20 protein-coding genes are annotated in these 19,303 nt (G+C 63.3%); 13 read left to right on the plus strand and 7 right to left on the minus strand.

The annotated features are described in order from the left end of the window. Positions 1–97: 97 nt before the first annotated feature. The 3 genes from RM543_RS10375 to RM543_RS10385 form a co-directional block, all read right to left on the minus strand. Positions 98–565, minus strand: a complete 468-nt coding sequence (locus tag RM543_RS10375; RefSeq protein WP_311691236.1) for a c-type cytochrome — start codon at positions 563–565, stop codon at positions 98–100. Position 566: 1 nt separating this feature from the next. Beyond that, positions 567–1,034, minus strand: a complete 468-nt coding sequence (locus RM543_RS10380; protein ID WP_311691238.1) for a DUF411 domain-containing protein — start codon at positions 1,032–1,034, stop codon at positions 567–569. Positions 1,035–1,467: 433 nt separating this feature from the next. After that, positions 1,468–2,025: a hypothetical protein gene (locus RM543_RS10385; RefSeq protein ID WP_311691240.1), complete on the minus strand. Its 558-nt coding sequence runs from the start codon at positions 2,023–2,025 to the stop codon at positions 1,468–1,470. 60 nt (positions 2,026–2,085) lie between these two features. On the opposite strand from RM543_RS10385, the gene RM543_RS10390 reads away from it, so the two are divergent. Continuing rightward, positions 2,086–2,619 carry a Crp/Fnr family transcriptional regulator gene (locus RM543_RS10390; protein WP_311691242.1) on the plus strand — a complete coding sequence of 178 codons (534 nt, stop codon included), beginning with the start codon at positions 2,086–2,088 and terminating at the stop codon, positions 2,617–2,619. Between the two features lie 132 nt (positions 2,620–2,751). Next, positions 2,752–3,147 (plus strand): DUF305 domain-containing protein, encoded by a 396-nt coding sequence (locus RM543_RS10395; protein WP_311691244.1) that lies wholly within the window; start codon positions 2,752–2,754, stop codon positions 3,145–3,147. 287 nt (positions 3,148–3,434) lie between these two features. Here RM543_RS10395 and RM543_RS10400 read toward each other — a convergent pair whose 3' ends face one another. After that, positions 3,435–4,247 (minus strand): hypothetical protein, encoded by an 813-nt coding sequence (locus RM543_RS10400; RefSeq protein WP_311691246.1) that lies wholly within the window; start codon positions 4,245–4,247, stop codon positions 3,435–3,437. Positions 4,248–4,688: 441 nt separating this feature from the next. Between RM543_RS10400 and RM543_RS10405 the strand changes: the two genes are divergently transcribed. Together RM543_RS10405 and RM543_RS10410 are read left to right on the plus strand one after the other, a co-directional pair. Further along, the gene (locus tag RM543_RS10405) at positions 4,689–5,168 is read left to right on the plus strand and encodes a hypothetical protein (protein WP_311691248.1); all 480 of its coding nucleotides are present in this window, start codon (positions 4,689–4,691) and stop codon (positions 5,166–5,168) included. A gap of 183 nt (positions 5,169–5,351) precedes the next feature. Beyond that, entirely contained in the window at positions 5,352–5,837 is a 486-nt protein-coding gene (locus tag RM543_RS10410; protein ID WP_311691250.1) for a hypothetical protein, read from the plus strand. Positions 5,838–6,205: 368 nt separating this feature from the next. On the opposite strand, the gene RM543_RS10415 is transcribed toward RM543_RS10410, so the two are convergent. Then, a complete protein-coding gene (locus RM543_RS10415) occupies positions 6,206–6,598 on the minus strand; it encodes a hypothetical protein (RefSeq protein WP_311691252.1) in 393 nt (130 codons plus the stop codon). Here RM543_RS10415 and RM543_RS10420 point away from each other — a divergent pair. The 9 genes from RM543_RS10420 (at position 6,597) to RM543_RS10460 (ending at position 16,259) form a co-directional block, all read left to right on the plus strand. Next, a complete protein-coding gene (locus RM543_RS10420; RefSeq protein ID WP_311691254.1) occupies positions 6,597–6,743 on the plus strand; it encodes a hypothetical protein in 147 nt (48 codons plus the stop codon). The genes RM543_RS10415 and RM543_RS10420 overlap by 2 nt on opposite strands. A gap of 131 nt (positions 6,744–6,874) precedes the next feature. Further along, positions 6,875–7,276 (plus strand): hypothetical protein, encoded by a 402-nt coding sequence (locus tag RM543_RS10425; protein WP_311691256.1) that lies wholly within the window; start codon positions 6,875–6,877, stop codon positions 7,274–7,276. A gap of 74 nt (positions 7,277–7,350) precedes the next feature. Then, on the plus strand, positions 7,351–7,794 hold the full coding sequence (locus tag RM543_RS10430; RefSeq protein WP_311691258.1) for a hypothetical protein: 444 nt from the start codon (positions 7,351–7,353) through the stop codon (positions 7,792–7,794). Positions 7,795–8,034: 240 nt separating this feature from the next. Beyond that, positions 8,035–8,634 (plus strand): hypothetical protein, encoded by a 600-nt coding sequence (locus tag RM543_RS10435; RefSeq protein WP_311691260.1) that lies wholly within the window; start codon positions 8,035–8,037, stop codon positions 8,632–8,634. Further along, entirely contained in the window at positions 8,634–10,853 is a 2,220-nt protein-coding gene (locus tag RM543_RS10440) for a TnsB C-terminal domain-containing protein (RefSeq protein WP_311691263.1), read from the plus strand. The genes RM543_RS10435 and RM543_RS10440 overlap by 1 nt, the downstream gene beginning before the upstream one ends. 119 nt (positions 10,854–10,972) lie before the next feature. Continuing rightward, a complete protein-coding gene (locus RM543_RS10445) occupies positions 10,973–11,791 on the plus strand; it encodes a TniB family NTP-binding protein (RefSeq protein WP_311691265.1) in 819 nt (272 codons plus the stop codon). A gap of 63 nt (positions 11,792–11,854) precedes the next feature. Continuing rightward, entirely contained in the window at positions 11,855–13,702 is a 1,848-nt protein-coding gene (locus RM543_RS10450; RefSeq protein ID WP_311691267.1) for a TniQ family protein, read from the plus strand. A 283-nt stretch (positions 13,703–13,985) separates the two neighbouring features. Beyond that, on the plus strand, positions 13,986–15,833 hold the full coding sequence (locus RM543_RS10455; protein WP_311691269.1) for an alpha/beta hydrolase domain-containing protein: 1,848 nt from the start codon (positions 13,986–13,988) through the stop codon (positions 15,831–15,833). Between the two features lie 3 nt (positions 15,834–15,836). Next, entirely contained in the window at positions 15,837–16,259 is a 423-nt protein-coding gene (locus RM543_RS10460; protein ID WP_311691271.1) for a hypothetical protein, read from the plus strand. 151 nt (positions 16,260–16,410) lie between these two features. Here the strand turns inward: RM543_RS10460 and RM543_RS10465 are convergent, their stop codons facing one another. Further along, positions 16,411–17,931: a malonate--CoA ligase gene (locus RM543_RS10465; protein WP_311691273.1), complete on the minus strand. Its 1,521-nt coding sequence runs from the start codon at positions 17,929–17,931 to the stop codon at positions 16,411–16,413. After that, complete coding sequence (locus tag RM543_RS10470) at positions 17,928–19,280, minus strand: malonyl-CoA decarboxylase domain-containing protein (protein ID WP_311691275.1); 1,353 nt, start codon at positions 19,278–19,280, stop codon at positions 17,928–17,930. The genes RM543_RS10465 and RM543_RS10470 overlap by 4 nt, the downstream gene beginning before the upstream one ends. Positions 19,281–19,303: the final 23 nt, after the last annotated feature.

Below are 19,303 nucleotides of genomic sequence, written 5' to 3' on the forward strand. Positions count from 1 at the left end.
AGCGGACGCACCGGCCGGGTCTGAGCTTCGATTGGGCCGGCATCGTGACCCCTGAAGATTCCGATTTCGACCCCGCCATCTTGGCTTGTATCACTGATCAGGGCCCGGCCTGATCGTTCATGTCATCGTGTCTGGCCCGGATCTCATCGGGCCAGTTGGATTTGATGTACGACAGAACGGCGACGATCTCTTCGTCCGTCAACACTTCCTCATAGGCCGGCATCCCCGAGAGCGGCGGGTCGTCCAACACGCCCGCGAGACCGTGCTTGGTGAGGATGAACAACGTCGTGTCGTCGTGGTGCCACGTGTGCCCACTGGCATCGTGGGGTGGCGCGGGCCGCAGACCGTCCGGTCCGGGCGACCGCCAGTCGGGCTGCCCTTCCAGATCGGCACCGTGGCAGGACGCGCACTCGGCGGCGTAGATCTGCGCCCCTTGGGCGACCATGGACTCGTCGTCCGGCACCAGCCGCACATCCTGCACGCCGGCGGGCCGCAACAGGACGACCGCCACGATGAGTGTGGCGGCCAGCAGGCCGCCGCCCAGAAGCGCCTTGGTCCCGCCCATGTCAGACCTCGAAGGGCTGCGCCGTTCCGGCCCTGTAATACACCCGGCCCGCGCCTGGCGTTCCGCCGAATGCGATCACGTCGAAGCGCGCCGCAGGATCATCGCCCATACCGGGCGATCCCATCGGCATACCCGGCACGGCGAGGCCCGTGATGGCGGGGCGATCGGCCAGGACGGCTGCGACCGCTTCGAACGGCACGTGGCCCTCGAAGACATAGCCGCCTGCTTCGATGGTATGGCACGAAACCATGTTCGCGGGCACGCCCATGGCCGCCTTCTGGGCGCCAGGATCAGTCAGTTCTGTAACGGTGACATCGTAGCCCGCCGCGCGGGCCAGGTCCGCCCAGGCGTGGCAGCAGCCGCAGGACGGTGCCGAATGCACATGCATCGGCGTCGCGGCGCGGGCAGGAAGGGCGGCGACGGTGAGAGCGGCGCTGGACAGCACCAGGAACTGGCGTCGATTGGTCATTGGATCGGTCCTTGGTCTGAATATCTGGTCGGCGAGCCCGTTCAGAGCGGCGATCAGACTTTCGGAGGACCCGTCGGGACCGCAGAAATCAGGCCGTGGGCAAGCCGCGTCACGACAGGCCTCATACGCTGTGCCGTAGCCCGGGCCGGTTCGCCCGGCAGCGCCGCGGTATGTATGGCGTCGGTCTGGCAAGGTCCGCCGACCTTGGTGCCGAGAGCGTCGCAGCACTCGGCCTGAGCGACCGCATGGCTCTCATGGGGATCGGCGGCTTGCTCTGTCGCGTGAGGGGCCGCCGTCGAATGATCGCCGCGCGTAGGCATGTGGGTAGCCGAGGCGGCGCCGGCGACACTCATCAGCACGCAAAGCAGGAGTGAGGCGAGGACCCGAAACATGCGCCATACCTAAAGGGGGTATTTCCAACGGGCAACCTGTCTCAGTCGCCGTGCGGCGATCCGCCGGTGGCGATCGCCAGGTGATGGGCACGGTGATGGTCCTGACTGGCCAAGAGGCCGAAGAACCCGAGGCCGTGAATGCGCGCAACCGTGGCCATGTCGTCCGACGTCACCGTCAGGATGGCGCCGTCCGTTGTCGCCTCTCCATCTGCGGTCCATGACGCGTCCGCCGCAAGCTGCGCCGCGTGGGCGGGGACCATGCGGCCAAGCGCAGCTGCGGTCGCCGCGTCGCCGGTTGCTATCGCGCGCAGGCCATCGGGCAGGCGCTCGACCCGCACGCGGGCACGGGTCGCGACGAGATCCATGTCCACGAGATGCGCCCGAAGCGCGTCGAGGTCGATTCTGGACCAGTCGGTCGATGGATCGGCTTCGAGCCGCATCACCACTTCGGCGATGGCGGCGAATGCGCCCTGTCCGGGCTCGGTCAGCGGCGCCCGACCGGAATCGGCTCCGTGATGCATAGAAGTGTGGTCAGTCTGCGCGGCCAGCGGCGTCGCAAGTGAGGCAAGGGCGATCGTGAGGGGGCGAAGAACTGTCATGATGCGGGTCCGGGTGTCGTTGCGATCGTGAGATGTTTGCACGTTCATTGCGGAGCGGACATGATCGCGATCATGTCCGATATCTGGTCTTCCGTCTTCACCGACGCACCGGAGCGAAGGCTGGACGCCGGTGAGGTCCTGTTTCACCGGGGAGCCCCGTCGAGCGTCCTGTTCTTCGTACGCGAGGGCCGCGTCTCTCTGCGCCGCGCCCTGAGCGACGGTGGAGCGCTTATCCTGCAAACGGCAGGGCCAGGCGAGGTCGTAGCGCCCGGCTCGCTCTGGTCCGAGGTCACCCATTGCGATGCGATCTGCGAGACCGACGTGCGTGTTGCGGTGCAGCCCGCGTCGCGCGTGCGAGACTGGCTCGGAGCGTCGCCCGCGGTGTCGGCCATGGCCCAGGCGGCGCGCGAGATCCAGGTCCTGCGCGCTCGTGTCGAGGTGCTCCGGCTACGGCGGCTTGGCGACCGGCTCGACGCGTACATCGACTTGCACGGCCTGCCAGAATCCGGTGGCTGGGTTCGCGTCGCGGACTGGATCGGGGTCACGCCACCCGCCCTGTACCGGGAACTTGCGCGGCGAAAACGGGTGCCCTGAGGCGCAGCCGTATTGAATGCAATTCGCCGTGACATGGTCGCGTGGGGTCTTGCCCGGGGTCTCGGAACGGACACATACAACCTAATCGCCTCGCAGGGTGACGCTCGTCCCGTTCTTCCAAGGAATATCAATATGACAACCGTCTCGCGTCGCGTTGCAGCGATCTCATCAATCTTCGTGATTGCACTTCTGTCCACGGCACCCGTTGGTGCTCAGACGATGGATCACGGAAAAAGCGACGCCGAGATGTCGCGCAGTCAAGCGGAATCGCCTTATGCGGACGCCATGGACAGCATGATGCATTCGATGGAGACCGTCGAGGAGACCGGCAATCCGGACGCCGACTTCTTGCTTCTCATGATCCCGCACCATCAGAGCGCGGTCGACATGGCGCGCACCCTTCTCGAACGATCACGATCGGACGACGCCGAGGTGGCAGCCATGGCACAAGCCGTGATCGACACCCAGGAGGCCGAAATCTCGGCGATGAAGGTAATGCTCGCACGGCTCGGATACCCGGTGAAGTAGCGGCGGCTCTGCTGGGCCGAACGGCTGAAGAACCGAGCCATCCCTATCCGGTGAGCAGGGTCGCCAACGCGTACGGCCCAAACCTGCCTTTCGCCAGGATCGTTGTTGCTGCATCGCCGCTTACCCACACCGGACTTTCATGGCTGTGTGCACCAGCGTCCAAGACCCGGAGGTCCGCTGTTCGGGACAAAAACCGTACCTTCACCAGTGGCGCGTGAATGTCTGTTTGCTTTTGCCTCGCCAGCTTCGCGACCGATAAGCGTTTCCGCTATCTGTAGCTCACCGCGTTAGACCAGCGACCAAATACCACTTATGATGCTGACGATGACGCCGACCGCAACTATGATCGCCCAAATCCAGTGTTCGGTTAGGAACTCGAGCAGAGCGACAGGGTGAATGCCATGGCGCTCTCGCCACGTCGCCTTAGTCTTCAAGCTGCCATCCAGCGTTCGGTCCAGCAGATTGGCAATAACGTCCGCCTTGCGTAATGTCGATTGGTGGAGTTTGACGTATTCTTCATTATCGAACGCGTCGGCCTCCTCCTTTCCCGTCAAAGCATCTTTTGCTCCGATCGAATTCATATCCATGAGGCTGTGCATCCGGCCAAATTTTCCGTGCGGAGCATACTTCACGCTGTAGAGGGCAACCAGTTCGCGAGCGAGGTCGAACTTCCGGTCGTCTTCAACGACAATCGGCTCGCCGCCGAGGATCTTGAAGCGGTGCTCGATGGCTGGAAACCCATAGTTGATGTCGCGCATGTTCCAGTGAATAAACCGATGACCTTTAAGATATTTGAGGTATTCGAAAAACTCTCCGAGCATCTCCCGTTCCAGTTCATCGTACCGGTCGGAGATCTCCTCGCTCGGCACGTTTTTCTGCTCAGCCGACTTGTGAATTGAGAAGGACTTCGTTTGCCCGGATGCATAGTTGCGAACGGCGATAGAGGTCACTCGCGGTGTGCGGCCGTCCTTAATATCATAGAAGGATTCACAGGAGTAATGGATGACGTGAACGAGTTTACGCTCCTTGTCCAGATCCTCGAGACGTTGCCTTGCCTCATGGCGATGCCGAAGCTTGGTTAGCTCTTTCCCCAACGTCATCTCTCGCCTGTTTGACCCGCTTAGCGGTCATAACCTCGAGGACTGCGGATGTCACTCCCGCACCCTTCGGCGCATTCGATCCCGACAGGGGGCCGAGCTATTGGATGGAAATCGGTTTTAATGGCTCCCCATCCAGATTGGCCTGGCTGAACTCTGCGACTCAAATCGGAAAACGTATATTAAACGCTGCCATAGGAGGAATTTGTCGTCGGAGCGGCCATTCACACGCTCCGCAGCGTTGGTCAAGAGGGGTTGGAAGCCGACCTACGGGACCGCGGCTGGTCGAACGCTTGATCGGGACGGAAGCCTGCTAAGCCGGCCCATACCGGTCGCTCTTAGCAGCCTTCATTGCCGCAGGGCAGCTTCTCTGAATTGGACATGGCATGCTACCTGTCGTAAAGATAATAATAATATGTAGCGTTTCAGTAGGAGGCGACGATTTTGGCGGCTGTTGAGGTGAACTATTCAAAGTCAGAGGAACATCCGGTAGGAGCCGACCGGCTCTTCAAGGTCATGATGCGCCTTGAATTTGCCCTCAAGGAAATCGGCTATTGCAAAACTGCAGGAAACCAGAAGGCCGAAGTTGATTGGGATAGGTTTGCCAATGAACGTCTTGGCGCATCTTTTTTTAATGCAATGAAGGCGGAAGGCAGTGTGAACGTTCTACTACAGACGCCGCCAAAGCGCCAAATTGGCGACGGCCAAGGCTACCTGAGTTGGAAGCAGGTAGGCGCAGTTTCGAACATCCAAGAGTTAGTAGGCTCTCTTCGACGCGTCCGAAACAACCTCTTCCACGGAGGCAAGAGCGGTGACCCGGATAAAGACCGAGACGATGTATTGGTCGGCAATGCGCTCTCTTCGATAGATGCCATTTTGCGGCACGACCATGATCTCCGAATGATGTTCGAGGGAAAACATTGAGCGATTCGATGGATGGCCTGATCCTGCCATTTGCCATGATGGGCATCGCCGAGGCGCGGCCTCTCCGAAACGGCCTTTCGTAAAGGTGTGTAGAAAATTCCGGACGGGTGTAGGTCGACGATTCAGGGCATACCTACAGTTCTCGGAATGATGGTAGAGAAGTTTATCTAAAGGAACGCTGCCATGTTACGTTGGTTGAAAACCAAAACTATCACGTATCAGGATTTCGCCGGAGCGCCCGATAAGCTTGTAGCTACCATCCGTTACTGCATCCACGGTGGTAAGCCCTACATGCTGACATTGTCACGAGCGCCGGATTGCTACGTGAAGAAGGGTCCGCATTCCATAGCAACGTTTGAGACATTGTCGATAAAAGACAGAACCCTCCATGTCGATCACTTTGCCGTGGATAGAAACCTGCAAGGTAGCGGAGTGGCGGAAATAGTTCTCCGTGGCTTTGCTCAATTAGTTGCGGAGCAAACTCCGGAAATTAGCCAGATTACCTTCGACCTACATCGTTCTGCTGGAGACAGCGATATTCAAAAGTTGTCCGACGCACGCTTCGCCTTGCTGAACAGGATGGGGGCGCAAGAGGTGTCTATGCGCAAGCCTAATACACACTGCATCTGCGTTTGGGGTCGATGGGATAAATCGCGATGGACCAAATGAGACTTCTTTCCGCGGTTTGTCCGAGTATTGTTGAAGGACGGGAACTTCGTATTATTAGGTTTCCAAAGGGCATACCGGCTGTGCAGCAGTGAAGATCCCCTGCCGAAGGCGGGTGGATGTCAGCTTCATCTGAGTTGGCAGGAATACAGCGCACCTGCAGCGAACTTCAGGAATCCGCCCACATACGACACCTCTGTGAAGTAGCTCTCCGAATTCTGATAATATCAGAGCGGCTTCTGCCAGAGAACATCGATGTTTCTTGTGGCGTCGGGAATAGGCCTTCCGGAAGCATGCGAACGATAATTGCTTCGATCTTCATGTCTGGCTTCATCTGACGGATTTGTTATGCGCGTGGACGGGTTTTCAGCTCATTCTCGCTGCTTGGGCAAGATCCGAACCCCACTCGGCGTGCCAAGCAGTTCGACATTGAACTGCCGACATACGTCGTCAAGCGCCACCGCGGCTGCCTCCAAGTCGAACTCCTGAGGCGTGCGACCGGCATCATTCTCGGCCCCCGCCGCCTCTGTCGCCGGTCTCTTGCCGGTATGGCGATCCTGATGATCCCGCTCATCCCAGCGGTCGTTGAATGATGGCATCGCGATCGCACGCGGACTCCGCACCTTCGCGATGAGCCGATCCACGGCCTCCGGATCGTGGGGCCGCGGTCGCACAGCCGTACGCAGGGTGTACGCAACGAATGCGAGGCCAGTCACGGCCGACGCCAAGTACGCAGTCACGAACGCAATCTCGAAAGCCGTCATGGCAGGACGCTACCGTACCGAATGCGTCATGTCGAACGTCTGGAGAGGGAGATTCGGCCAGATTTCCGCCTGGGATCGCCGTCCCACAGGAATGAACATCTTGGCTGGATTTCCCCCGGAACAGCCGATCAAGCACATTTTCTGAACTTTTTCCTTCGTCGCCGGGTCGATCGGCCAATCTTCAATTCGAAGCAACGACAGTACGCCGTGGGAAGGAGGGAAGGGCGATCTTGAAGCTGCCGCATCGGTGCAGCGTAGACATGAAGAGCGACACCAATGTTCGACTCTGCCAATTTCGACCACCGCGACGAGCTCCTCGACAGCGTGCATTGCTTTTTCTTCGACCACGGGCACCACCTGGCCCAGGCCGCGGCGCTGCTGGGACGGGCGGCAGCCGAGGCCCGCGTGGTCTCCTGCGCGCTGCGGCTCGAGGCAGCGACCCGCGTCGACCGCTGCATCCAGAGCGACCTTGTCGCATTCCATCAGCTTCTGGCGCTGCACGATGTCGGTGATCCCGAGTGCCTGGAGACGGCGCTCTTCGCGAACCTGCATCCGGCATCGGCTGAGGTCGAGACAATCTGTCTGCTGACAGAGCAGCTCGACGATCTCCTGCACGACATCGGGTGCGAGCCCGACTGCGGTCGCGTGTTCGACGACATCGACGTCTTCGCTGCCTGAGATCCTCCCGGTCTCTCTCGCAGAGACCGGGTCTTGACGCCTGGCCGCAGGGGCCGGGCTTTCGGGAGTCCAACATGAATAGACACCAGAACACCGAACGGTCGCTCCAGAGCCTCGCGGAGGAGGCCATGCGGCTCGGACGAGACCTCGAGGCGGAAGCCCATGCCGTCTACGCCGGGGGCAGCGCCGAGACGTTCGGTTTCGTCGCGCGCAGCCTGAAGCGGTTCGCCGAGCGAAACCCGTTCGACGATCGCGACGACGCCTCGGTCGAGACCCTCCGCGGCATTTTCGAGCGTGATCTCGCGGCGGAGGTCATCGGCATCGAGCGACGCCCCGTCGAAACCCATTACGACGCCATGGGACAGAGCTACGAGCTTCGGAAGATCGCCATCTACACCGAACGGGGTGAACACCTCCTCCGGGTGCGAGATCTGCTGGCTGACTTCGAGAGGACCCGTGCCGCCGCGCTCGATGCCATCGCCGCCGAGAGAGCCATCATGCGGTTGCTCGGCGCGTAGCCTGCCAAGCTTTCGGTGACTCGCCGGCTGCTGTGACGCGATCGGCGACCAGGAAAGAATCCGGCGCTTACAAGGCGATACAAGTTTTTCGCCGATGGCGCTTCCGCGGAGGACGGCCCGGATAAATTTCCGCGCCCGAACGCAGATTGGTTCGAAAGGCAGACGACCATGCACATGACACCGACAGGGAGCGTCCGACTCCCCCTCCCACCCCTTGGGGACCGCTCCATCAAGATGGGGGTGAAACAGCACTTCACCGGGAGCTTCATCGACGGTGACGACGAAGGTCGCGAGATCGAGTTCGAGAGCCATACAGAGTTCATGGTTGCACTGGTGATGCTGGCGCGTCCCGAGGTGGTGAACCTCGAGAACCAGGTGCTGTTCCGCTGGCTGGATGAAGAAGAAAAGCCGCGTCGGCACTTCTTCGACTATCGCGTCACGCTGCGCGACGGCAGGCGCATCGCACTGGTGGTGAAGAAAAAGCCGAAGGCATCCGATCCGGAATTCCGTTTGTGGCTGCGTGGCTTGGCGCATCGGGCCGTTCCCGCCTTTGCCGACCGCCTCAGCCTGATCACCATGGCCGATCTCGACCCCATCGAGGTTCATAACGCCGAGCTGATCCACGCCGTGCGGCAGCCCGATCCGGAGCCAGACGGTGCCGTCCGCGAGGTCGTTGCGTCCATTGTCGGCGCGGCGCGGATTTCAGACATCGCCACCGCAGCCGAGTGCCGGGGGAGTGGCTTCCGATCCGTCGTTCGCATGATCCGTAGTCATGAGCTCGAGCTCGTCGCACATGAACGGATCTCTCCCGATACGCTGGTCCGCCGGAGGGCCTCGTAATGTTGAATTTCGCACCAAGCGGCGACACGCCCCGTTTCGCTTTCTTCAAGGGCGACAAGGTAACTATCGGTGGAATTGAGTATCGCCCGTTCGATATCAGAGATCACGGATACGAGTTCGTCCGTCTTGATGGAACGGGACTAACTGAGACCTTTTGCCGGACCGAAATCGCAAGGCTCGCGGATCTCGGACACATCCAGCACGAACGTGGTGCTCTGCTACCCGCCCACGCTAAGGCCCGTCTGGCGCTTCCTGCCGACCTCCTTTCGCAGTTGCCCGATGCCATGCATCGCGTGGCCCGCGGAAAGGAAGCTGTCGTCTTTGCATTCCTTGCCCTCGAACGGGAAGGCAAGGTGGTGCGGACGGATGCGTCGATCACGAACGCGAAAGACACCATCACCGGTAGGGCCGCCCGGATGCTCGAAACGCCGAGCCAATACGACGGGATGTCCGGTAGCTCCTCGGGGTTCAAGGTTCCGGCCTTCGGTGCGAGGACGCTGAGGCGCTGGCTTAGGGCGTATGAAGATTTCGGCGTCTGCGGGCTCTACAATGGCACCGGGCAACGCGGAAACCGTGAGGCCCGGCTTCGCCTTGAGGAAAGAATGGTTCTTGCGGATTGTGTCCGCAATTACATGACGCCGGGCATGACCCAGTCGGCGGTTTATGAAGACGTAAAGAAAGCCATCAGGAGAAAGAACGAAGAACTCCGCGCGGAGGGTCGGCCGGACCTGATTTGCCCGTCGAAGGAGACAGTCCGCAAGGCGATCAAAGCCTTAGACCCGTATCAGTGCGATGTTGCCCGTCTCGGGGCTGAGGCGGCGCGGCGCAAGTACGCTCCGGTGGGCACTGGTCTGGACCTGACCCGCCCGTTGCAGTGGGTCGAGATCGATACATGGAAGGTCGATCTGATCACCCTGCTCACCGATTCAGGGCTTCTGAACTTCCTCACGGAAGACGAGAAGTTGAGCTTCGGCCTGACGGGCGAGAAGAAGCGTTGGCATCTTACCGTCGCGATCTGCACGACCACGCGATGCATTATCGCGATGCGGCTATCGCAAACACCCAATGCGCAGACCACTCTCGAAGTCATCGACATGATCGGCCGTGACAAGGGCGTCTGGGCCGACGCGGTAGGCACGCTCAGCCCGTGGCCCATGCGCGGAACGCCGGAACTTATCTTGGCCGATTGCGGGAGTGAATACGTCTCATACGATGTGCGAGTAGCCGCACGAGATCTTGGCGTTTCATTCGAGCATGCGCCGGCCGGACTTCCGGAGATGCGGGCACGGATCGAGCGGGTGTTCCGGACGATTTCAGTCAACCTGCTGGCTCGTCTTACCGGGCGGACCTTTAGCAACGTCGTCGAGCGCGGTGACTACGACTCGAAGGGACGTGCTGCGCTGACCGTAGATGACCTTTGCGCGGCGCTCACTCGCTGGGTCGTCGATATCTATCACCGCACGCCGCATGAAGGGCTCGATGGAGAAACACCAGCGAACTGCTGGAAGCGGCTGACCGAGGAGTACGGGGTTGCTCCGCCGGCAGACCTGCGGCGCCGCAGACTGGCCTTCGGGACGCGGATGAAACGCTCCGTGCAAAAGGATGGCATCACCATTTTCGGCGTGCGCTATCACTCGGAATTCCTTGCCGAGACGATGCTGCACAAGCGGGACAAGGAGCTTAACCTGCGCTGGTACAGCGAGGATATCGGGGCCATCGCCGTCGAGATCGATGGCGAGTGGATCGAGGTCCCGTCGGTCCTTGCGCGTCATCAAGGTGTGCGAGCCGCCACTTGGCGCCAAGCCTGCGACAAGCTCCGGGCCCGCTTCAAACACGAGGCCGCGCTCGAGGAACACATCGTCCACAAGGCAATCGACGATATCGAGCAGATCAACGGCGAGGCCATGAAACGTGTGGGCCTCCTTTCAGAAGACTGGTCAAAAGAGCAGCTTGAGCAGGAAGAGAAGAATTTGTTCATCGGCTTCGCAATTGAGCCCGATGCGCAGGGCGAGCCGCAACGAGCGACTTCCGCTGATTTCGGAGAAGACTTCACTCCGTCTGAGGGAGATCACGAAAACGTCAAAGAAACCGCTTTGAAATTCGAAGATGCGTTTCCGCGCCGACCTCGCCGTACGCAGATCCGAACCGTTCCGAGCGTGACCCATCCCAGGGTGACGACCCGGATGAACCGGACTTCGACATCGAGGATAAATAGATGACTACTCAAGATCTGCAAAACCGCGGTACGATCCGCGCCACCGTTTCCGACCTGCGCGGGAAATACGTGACCCTGAAGCGGGATCATGATTTTCGCGCGCAGCTCGACCGACTTCTGGCGATGGACGTGAACGGCAATCCGATCATGGCCGGTGAGGCCATGAGGGCCGCCGGCGAAAAGCGCGGTATCGCCGTTGTCGGCGGGGCCGGTAGCGGGAAAACCTCACTGATCGCAAAAGCGGTCGGGAAGCACCCGGCGCTCCAGCCGTCCGAAGATGCCCTCATGCCTGTCGTCGAGATCACTGTGCCAAACCCCGCCACCGTGAAGAGCGTGGGCTTCGAGATCCTGAAGAAGACTGGGTACCCGGAACTCGCCAACAGGCGGACGGCCTGGGAAATCTGGAACGACGTCAGAACCCGCTTCCGGCTTCTCGGTACCCGCGTTCTCGTGATCGATGAAGCGCACGACCTGTTTCCACGGAAATCGAAATCAGAGGCCTACGATATTCTCCGGACCTTGAAATCGCTCATGCAGGGCAACGGGTCGGTTGTTGTCGTGCTTTGCGGGATCGAGAGCCTCACCGACAGCATCTCGTTCGACTACCAGGTGCAGCGGCGGTTCGCAAAATTTGAACTACCGCCGGTCACCACGGCGGCGGACAGCAAGCTGATCTGGGGAATGATCGGCAAATTCTGCGACCGAGCCAATCTTGATCGCCCCAAGCAGACCGACCTCATCGATCGTCTCGCCCATGCCGGCCGGTATCGCCTCGGCATCTGCATCGAGCAGATCATCTCCGCCATCGAGATCGCTTTGATGCGCGGGGATACCCAGCTCGACATACAGCACTTCGCCGACGCCTTCTTCCAGCAAGAAGGGTGCGAGGTCGACCGGAACATCTTCCTCTCGCCGCGGTGGTCGTCGATCGATCTCGGCTGATCCCCGCTGTGCATCAGGCACACCCACGCACGCCAAATTCGCCGATTTCACAGGAACTCAAACATGCCCGTCCTCTTCCCGCATCTACAATGCCACGCCGACGAAACGCCACTGTCCTTCAGTGCGCGTCTCGCGGCCTTCCATATCGACAAACCGCTCGTCCCATTCCTCCATGACATCGGCGTGCAGCCCGATGCCCTGGCTCTCGGCAATACCGATGCCGTTAATCGCCTCGCTGCCATCGCCGGGGTGGACCCGGCGGTGCTGAGCCGCAACGCCATGCGCAGCACTGCCAAGGACGACTACGTCCTTCGTGGCCACGAGCTGAGCGCAGAGATGTTGTCGCGTCCCGACACCACCTTCTGCCCGGCGTGCCTGCTTGAGGATGATGCCGACGCCACGGATGTCGCCGTATTCCGCCGCCAGCGCCTCGCCTGGACCCTGCGCCCCGTACGGACCTGCGCGCGGCATGGTCTCTCACTCGTCCGTCGCCGCGTCAAAGGTCACGATCGTAAGTACTTCGAGTTGGCCCGTCATGTGCCTGAGCGCGGCGACGATCTTCGCCACCTGATCGACGGCTGTACCCAAAGATCACCGTCACGCTTGCAGGGCTATGTCCTGTCGCGACTGGACGGCGTAGCTGGCCCGGCGTGGCTCGACAGCCAGGCGCTCAAGCAAGCCATCAAGACCTCGGAGTTCGTCGGCGCGCTGGTAGCATTCGGTCCGTCCGCAAAGGCCTCCGAACTCAGCCAAGATCAGTGGGACGAAGCGGGTCGCATCGGCTTCGAGGTGACATCGGAAGGGGAGGCCGGCATTCAACGGGCGCTTCACGAGGCGCAAAACGCTTTCAAGCGCACCGGCGCCGTGCCGGGCCGCCGCAAAATGTACGGCATGCTCTGGGAATGGCTGTCCGCGACGAAGCTGCGCAAGGCGCCCGGTGATATCGCGCGTATCATGCGTGAGCACATCTTCGAGACCATGGCGATCGGTTCAGGGGAGGTAATTCTGGGTGAAGCGTTGCCAGAGCGTCGACTGCATAGCGTTCAGTCCCTCGCGCGCGAAAGTGGTCTGCACCCGATGACTTTGCGCAACATCCTGGCGGCCGGAGGGCTTATCCCGGCCGAGCCGGAGATCAGCGCATATCACCTCTTCGACGCCGAGGCCGGTCGCAACCTGGCCGCTCCGGTCCCGCGTGCCATCACCGTAAGCACACTCGACGAAGCGCTGGGCTGCACGCGCCCCGTGGCCGATCAGCTCCTCAACGAGCGTCTGCTCCTGCCGCTTGCCGATGGGCCCAAGGATTCCGCTGGCCGCATGTGGAAGTCGGTCGGCGAGGACGCCGTCGCCAAGCTGATCGCGGATCTCCACGCTCCGGCGCGGCCGGTTGCGACCGTGCCGTCGGGAATGGTGACAATTTCGAAAGCGGCCGAGAAATCGAGGGCGCTGTGCATCGAGATCATCCATCTCATTCTCGGCGGCTTCCTCGAGAACATCGCCCGTCTTCAGGGTGTCCACGGCATCGCGGCCGTGCTCGTCGATCCGGCTGAAGTCCGCGCCGCAGTCGCAGCGCATATGCCCGGGCTTTCTGCAAACACGGTCTTCGGAAAGCTGCGGATACCGAAGGCCACTGGTTGGGCGCTGGTCGACCGTCAGGTCGCGCCGCGGCTGCCGTCCACGGTGATCGAAGGCCGGGGCGGGCGGCATCGCTTTCACCGGTTCGACGCTCGGGAAGTGGTTTCCTTCATGTCCGAGTTCACGACCGCGGTTCGGATCGCGAACGAGCACGACCTCGAGCGGGAGGACGTGATTTCTCGTCTGAAGTCGCGAGGCGTTCGACCGGTGGTCAGTCAATCCGAGGTCGGCGTTGATTTCTACAAGGTCGCTCGGCTTCCCGAGTTCAGCACAGCGTAGCCCGGGACATTGCCTCGGGTGGAAACGGGGCAGGGGGCGCAGAAATAGAACGTATCGAGGGTCGCCATTCGGCGGCCCTTTTTTGCTTTCTGAGTCTGCGATTGTGCACTACGTTCTCGGAGCGCTTCGATCGGAACCCAAGAAATATTTTCGGGTGATCCTGACGGTCATGAATTGGTTGTATAATGGCCAAGACCGCAAAAAATACACTGTTCGACTCCCGTTGAATCAATGGGTTAGCGGAGGTCGATGGTCGTTATTTGGTTGTCGCTACACCGACAGCATGTTCGAGGCCGACCGGATCGAGACCGACGCGGACGGCCGGATCCGGGGAAGCTCGGACGTGTTCATCCTGACGCCGAAGGATCCGGCGCGCGGCAACGGCATACTGCTCTTCGAGTTCATCAACCGCGGCAACAAGCGGGCGCTGCAGTTCTTCAACAACGGGGCTCCGGGTAACGACACCCGAACGATGTCCGACGCCGGCAACGGCCGGCTTCTCGGCGAGGGCTACACGCTCGTCGTGGTGGCCTGGCAGGGCGATGTGCCGCGGGGCGACGGGCGGATGAGCTGCGCGCTGCCCGGCTATGTCGACGATGCGCCCACGCGCATCGCCGCAGAGTTCATCGTCGAGGACGAGGCGACCCGCGTTCTGCCGCTGTCCACCAAGACCGGCACCCGGAGCTACCCTGCCGCGTCGCTCGACACGTCGGCGGCACGCCTGACCCGGCGGCGCTATCCGGACGCGCCGGCCGAAGAGATCGGCGCCGACGACTGGGCGTTCGAACGGAACGACGGCGATGCCGCGGGCCTCGGGGCGGGCGACGTCATGGCGGCCGAGCAGGCCATCGTGCCCTGTGCGCGGCACCTGCATCTTTTCGGCGGGTTCCGCCCCGGCTGGGTCCATACGCTGGAATACGACGCCGAGGATGCGCTGGCGATCGACGTCGGCTTCGTTCTAATCAGCGAGACACTCGGCTTTCTGCGCCACGGCGGCGCCGGCAACCCGCTGGCCGGAGCGATCCGGCATGCGATCGGATGGGGCCGGTCGCAATCGGGCCGGGCGATCCGCGATTTCCTCTGGCGCGGGTTCAACGCCGATCATGCCGGGCGCTGCGTCTTCGACGGGATGCTTCCGCACATCTCGGGCGGCGGCAAGACCAACATGAACCGCTTCACCAACCTCGTGGTCGCGGCCTCGCCCGAATACGAGGACCGGGCGAACCCGTCTGACCAGTTCCCCTATTCCTACGCCGAAAGCACCGATCACGTGAGCGGGGCGCGGGATGCGATCCTGCGGCACCCCGGCACCGACCCAAAGGTGATCCACACGCAGACGTCGTCGGAATACTGGTACCGGCGCGGCTCGCTCGTGCACACCGACACCGAGGGGCGCGACCTCGAGCAGCCCGAGAGCGTCCGCATCTATATCCGGGCAAGTGCCCAGCACTGGGCCGACACCCGCGTCGCGCCGCCGGTGAAGGGGCCGTGCCGGGAGTATTTCAACAACGTGCACACCGCGCCGTTCTTTCCGGCCACGCTGACGCTGATGCGGCGCTGGCTGACCGACGGGGGCGCCCCGCCGCCCTCGCGGATCCCGAGCGTGACGGACGGCACGCTTGTCGGCGCAGAAGACCTACCGGGAGCTGTTCCCCGCGATCCCCGGCACGCTTCTGCCGCAGGGCGCGAACGATCTGCCGGTTCTCGATTACGGCCCCGGCTACGCTGCCGGCGCGGCCGCGGCGCATCCGCCGCTCGAGACCGGCGCACGCCACGCGGTGCTGGTGCCGGTGCCCGACGAGCCTGGCAACGATGTCGCGGGGCTGCTGGCGCCGATGGTCGTGGCGCCCCTGGGCAGCTACACGGCTGGAACCTCCGCGGGCGCGGTATGCTGTTCTCGTTCATGGGCAGCTACATTCCCTTGCCCGAAACGCCCGAAGAGGCGGCGCTGACCGGGGATCCGCGCCCGGCGATCACGGAGCTCTATCCCACGCCCGCCGCCTATTCCGAGGCGATCCTGAAGGCGGTCTGCCGGCTGATCGCAGAGGGGTTCCTGCTGCCGCAGGCGCGCGCGGAGTTCGCGGCCCTGAGCGCGCGCTACGGCGCGGCAAACCATCATCACCGGATCTGAGCCATGGATTACGACGCCTTCGCGGACTGGGCCGCCGCACGGTTCGGGTGCCGCTGCACCACGGTCCTTGTGTATCACGAGGCGGCGGCGGAGCGGCTCTATTCCTCCGATCCGGACATCGTGCCGGCCCGGGGCCGCAAACGTTTCGACGACGCGCCGGCCATGGCGCGGATGCGCGCGCGCGGAGAGACGCAGGTGTTTCGCGGAGAGGAGGAGCTGCGCGCCATGTTCGGCGGCATCGACAGGCTGACCGCGATCGGCTGTCTATGCCTCGTCAACCTGCCGGTGCGGGACGGGGCAGGGCAGCTGATCGGACAGGTCAATCTCAACCTGCCCAACCGGGCTCTTTCGTCGGGCGAGCTGCGCGATCTCGCGGCGCGAGCACAGGCCCTGTCGCCGCGACTGGAGGCCGCCCGAGAGGTCTAGGCCGCCGGACGATGCCGGGCGGTCACCTCGATCTCGACCTTGATTTCCTCGTTGACGAAGCCGCAGGTGACGGTGGTGTTTGTCGGCCGGGGGTCGTCGAAGACCGTGCCGAGATGCCTGGAGATCGGCAGGATGTCGTCGCGCCGGGCGCCTAGCCGCCGGCGCCGTAGAGGTCCGCGTAATCCTTGCGCAGTTCGGCCTTCTGCACCTTGCCCATCACGTTGCGCGGCAGCTCGTCCACGATCATGACCTCCTTGGGCTGCTTGTACTTCGCGATGGCGCCGGACAGGGCCGACCGAAGCGCGGCCACGTCCACGTCCTGTCCGCTGCGGGGGACGACGACGGCGGTGACGCCTTCGCCGAAATCGGGATGCGGCACGCCGAAGACCGCGCTTTCGGCGACGCCGGGCAGGGCGTCGATCACGGTCTCGATCTCCTTGGGATAGACGTTGTAGCCGCCGGTGATCACCAGGTCCTTGTCGCGCCCGACGATGTGCAGGTAGCCGTCTTCGTCGATGCGCCCGAGATCGCCGGTGATGAAGAAGCCGTCGGCGCGGAATTCCTCTGCGGTCTTCTCGGGCATCCGCCAGTAGCCGTCGAAGACGTTCGGGCCCTTGACCTCGATGGCGCCGGTCTCGCCCTCCGGCAGGGCTTCGCCGGTCTCGCGGTCGGTGATGCGGATCTCCACATCGGGCAGCGAAAAGCCGACCGCGCCGACCCGCCGCTCGCCCTCATAGGGGTTGGAGGCGATCATGCAGGTTTCGGTCATGCCGTAGCGTTCGAGGATGGCATGCCCGGTGCGCTCCGCGAAGGCCTCGCGCACATCTCGAAGAAGCGGCGCGGAGCCGGAGACAAACAGGCGCATCCCGGCGGTCGCCGCCCTGTCCAGGCGCGGCGATTTCACCAGCCGGCTGTAAAAGGTCGGCACGCCCATCAGGACGGTGGCGTCCGACATCAGGTCGATCACCCCGCCCTCGTCGAAGCGGGTGAGGAAGATCATCGTCGCCCCGGTGGTCAGCGCCATGTTGCACGCCACGAACAGCCCGTGGGTGTGGAAGATCGGCAGCGCGTGGATCAGCCGGTCCTCTTCGGTGAACCGCCAGACGTCGTTCAGCGCCGCGGCGTTGGAGCCGAGGTTGCCGTGGGTCAGAACCGCCCCCTTCGAGCGTCCCGTGGTGCCGGAGGTATAGAGGATCGCCGCCGGATCGCCCTCGCCGCGGGGCGCTGGCGTCTCGTGCGGCGCAGCGTCGCGCGCGGCGTCCATCAGCGTGCCGCCGGCATTGGCGCCGAGCGTCTCCAGCCTCGTTCCGCCAGGCAGACGGCCGCGCATCTCGCCTTCGCGGTCGGGCGTAGAGACGACGAGCCGCGGCTCGGCATCGCCGAGGAAATAGTCGACCTCCGCACCCGTGTAAGCGGTGTTGAGCGGCAAGAAGACAGCGCCGACATGCAGGCAGGCGAGGTAGAGCATCACCGCCTCGGGGCTCTTGTCCACCTGCACCATCACCCGGTCGCCCGGCGTCACGCCGCGCTCTGCCAGGACAGCCGCGATCCGGCGCACATTGTCCGCCGCCGTCTCGAAGCCGATCGGTGTCAGGCCGGGGCGTTCGAACAGGGGCTTGCTGCCATGAATGCGGGCGCGGTCGTAAAAGGCGGAAAGGATGGGCTGGGTCATGTCGCGTCTTTCTGGCGGGTACGGTCTGGCGCCGCCGCGCGGGCGCCCTTGAGGGCGCGGCGCAGCTCGGGGCCGGTGGCGATGGTGCCCTCGTTGGCGAAGGCCTCGTGCCGGGCCTCGATCCGGCCCGGCTCGTAGAGGTAGTTGATCATCACCCCGTGGGCGCGGGAGAGCGCGGTTGGCGCGAAATCGGCGGGCCAGTTGACGCGGTGCGCCGAGGCGCCGTTGCCGAGGTGGAACCGCGCGACCGGATCGAGCGGCTGGCCGCTGCCGGACCGCGCCTCTGCTATGTAGCGCGCGGCCCAGGCCTGGACCTTTGGCGCCAGCGCATCGCGCGCGGCGTCGTCCTCGCGCCAGTCGCCGCGGGTCAGCGCCTCGGAAAGGGCGGCGCCCTCCGGCTCTTCGCGGGCGGCCAGCCAGCGGGCGAAGCCGGGCGCCGGCGACAGCGTGACGAAGGTGCGCAGATGCGGCAGCGCGGCCGCGAGGTCCGCGGCGACCTGCTTGATCAGGAAATTGCCGAAAGAGATGCCCTTGAGGCCCGGCTGGCAATTGCTGATCGAATAGAAGACCGCGGTGTCGCCGCTGCCGTCCTCGTGCGCGGTATCGCCCGCCAGAAGCGGGCCGATGGCGTCCGGGATCGCGGCGCAAAGCGCCACTTCGACGAAGATGAGCGGCTCGTCCCCGGTCGCGGGGTGGAAGAAGGCGTAGCAGCGGCGGTCCGGCGGCTCCAGCCGGCGGCGCAGATCGTCAAGATCGCGGATCGCGTGCACCGCCTCGTAGGCGACGATCTTGTCGAGGATCGCGGCGGGCGAATTCCAGTCGATCCGCCGCATCTCCAGAAAGCCGCGGTTGAACCAGGACTTGAGCAGGTGGCTGAAATCGTCGTCGATCGGGGCGAGGTCGGGCGCATCCGCCATCAGCCGCAGCAGGTCCTTGCGCATCCGGACCAGCCGAAGGGTGCCGCCGCTGGGATAGTTGAGCCGCCGCAGGAGGCTCTGGCGCCGCGGTTCGACGGCGCCGAAGAGGGCCGAGAGGGCGGGCTCGCTGCGCTCTTCCTCCCATCTGGCGTAGGCTGCGCGAATTGCCTCGGGATCGGCGCTGTAATCGGTCAGGAGCGTGCGGAAGAATCGCAGCTTGGCCGCGTCGCCGAGCTCCGCGAAGGCCTCCAGCGCCTGCTCGGCGGCGGCTATGCGGGTCGCCTCGCCACCCCGGCGCATCAGCTCCCGGCAACTGGCGGACAGGCGCTCCTCGGCCGACTGGTCCGAGCCGGCGGCGACGATGCGCCCCCGCACGGCGCTGCCGACATTCGACAGAAGATCGTTGAGAAAGGCGATGTTGGGGTTGGCCATGTCCGCGGCTCCCTGCATGAGAT

The sequence above is a fragment of the Tropicimonas omnivorans genome (assembly GCF_031846565.1).
Lineage (GTDB): Bacteria > Pseudomonadota > Alphaproteobacteria > Rhodobacterales > Rhodobacteraceae > Tropicimonas_B > Tropicimonas_B omnivorans.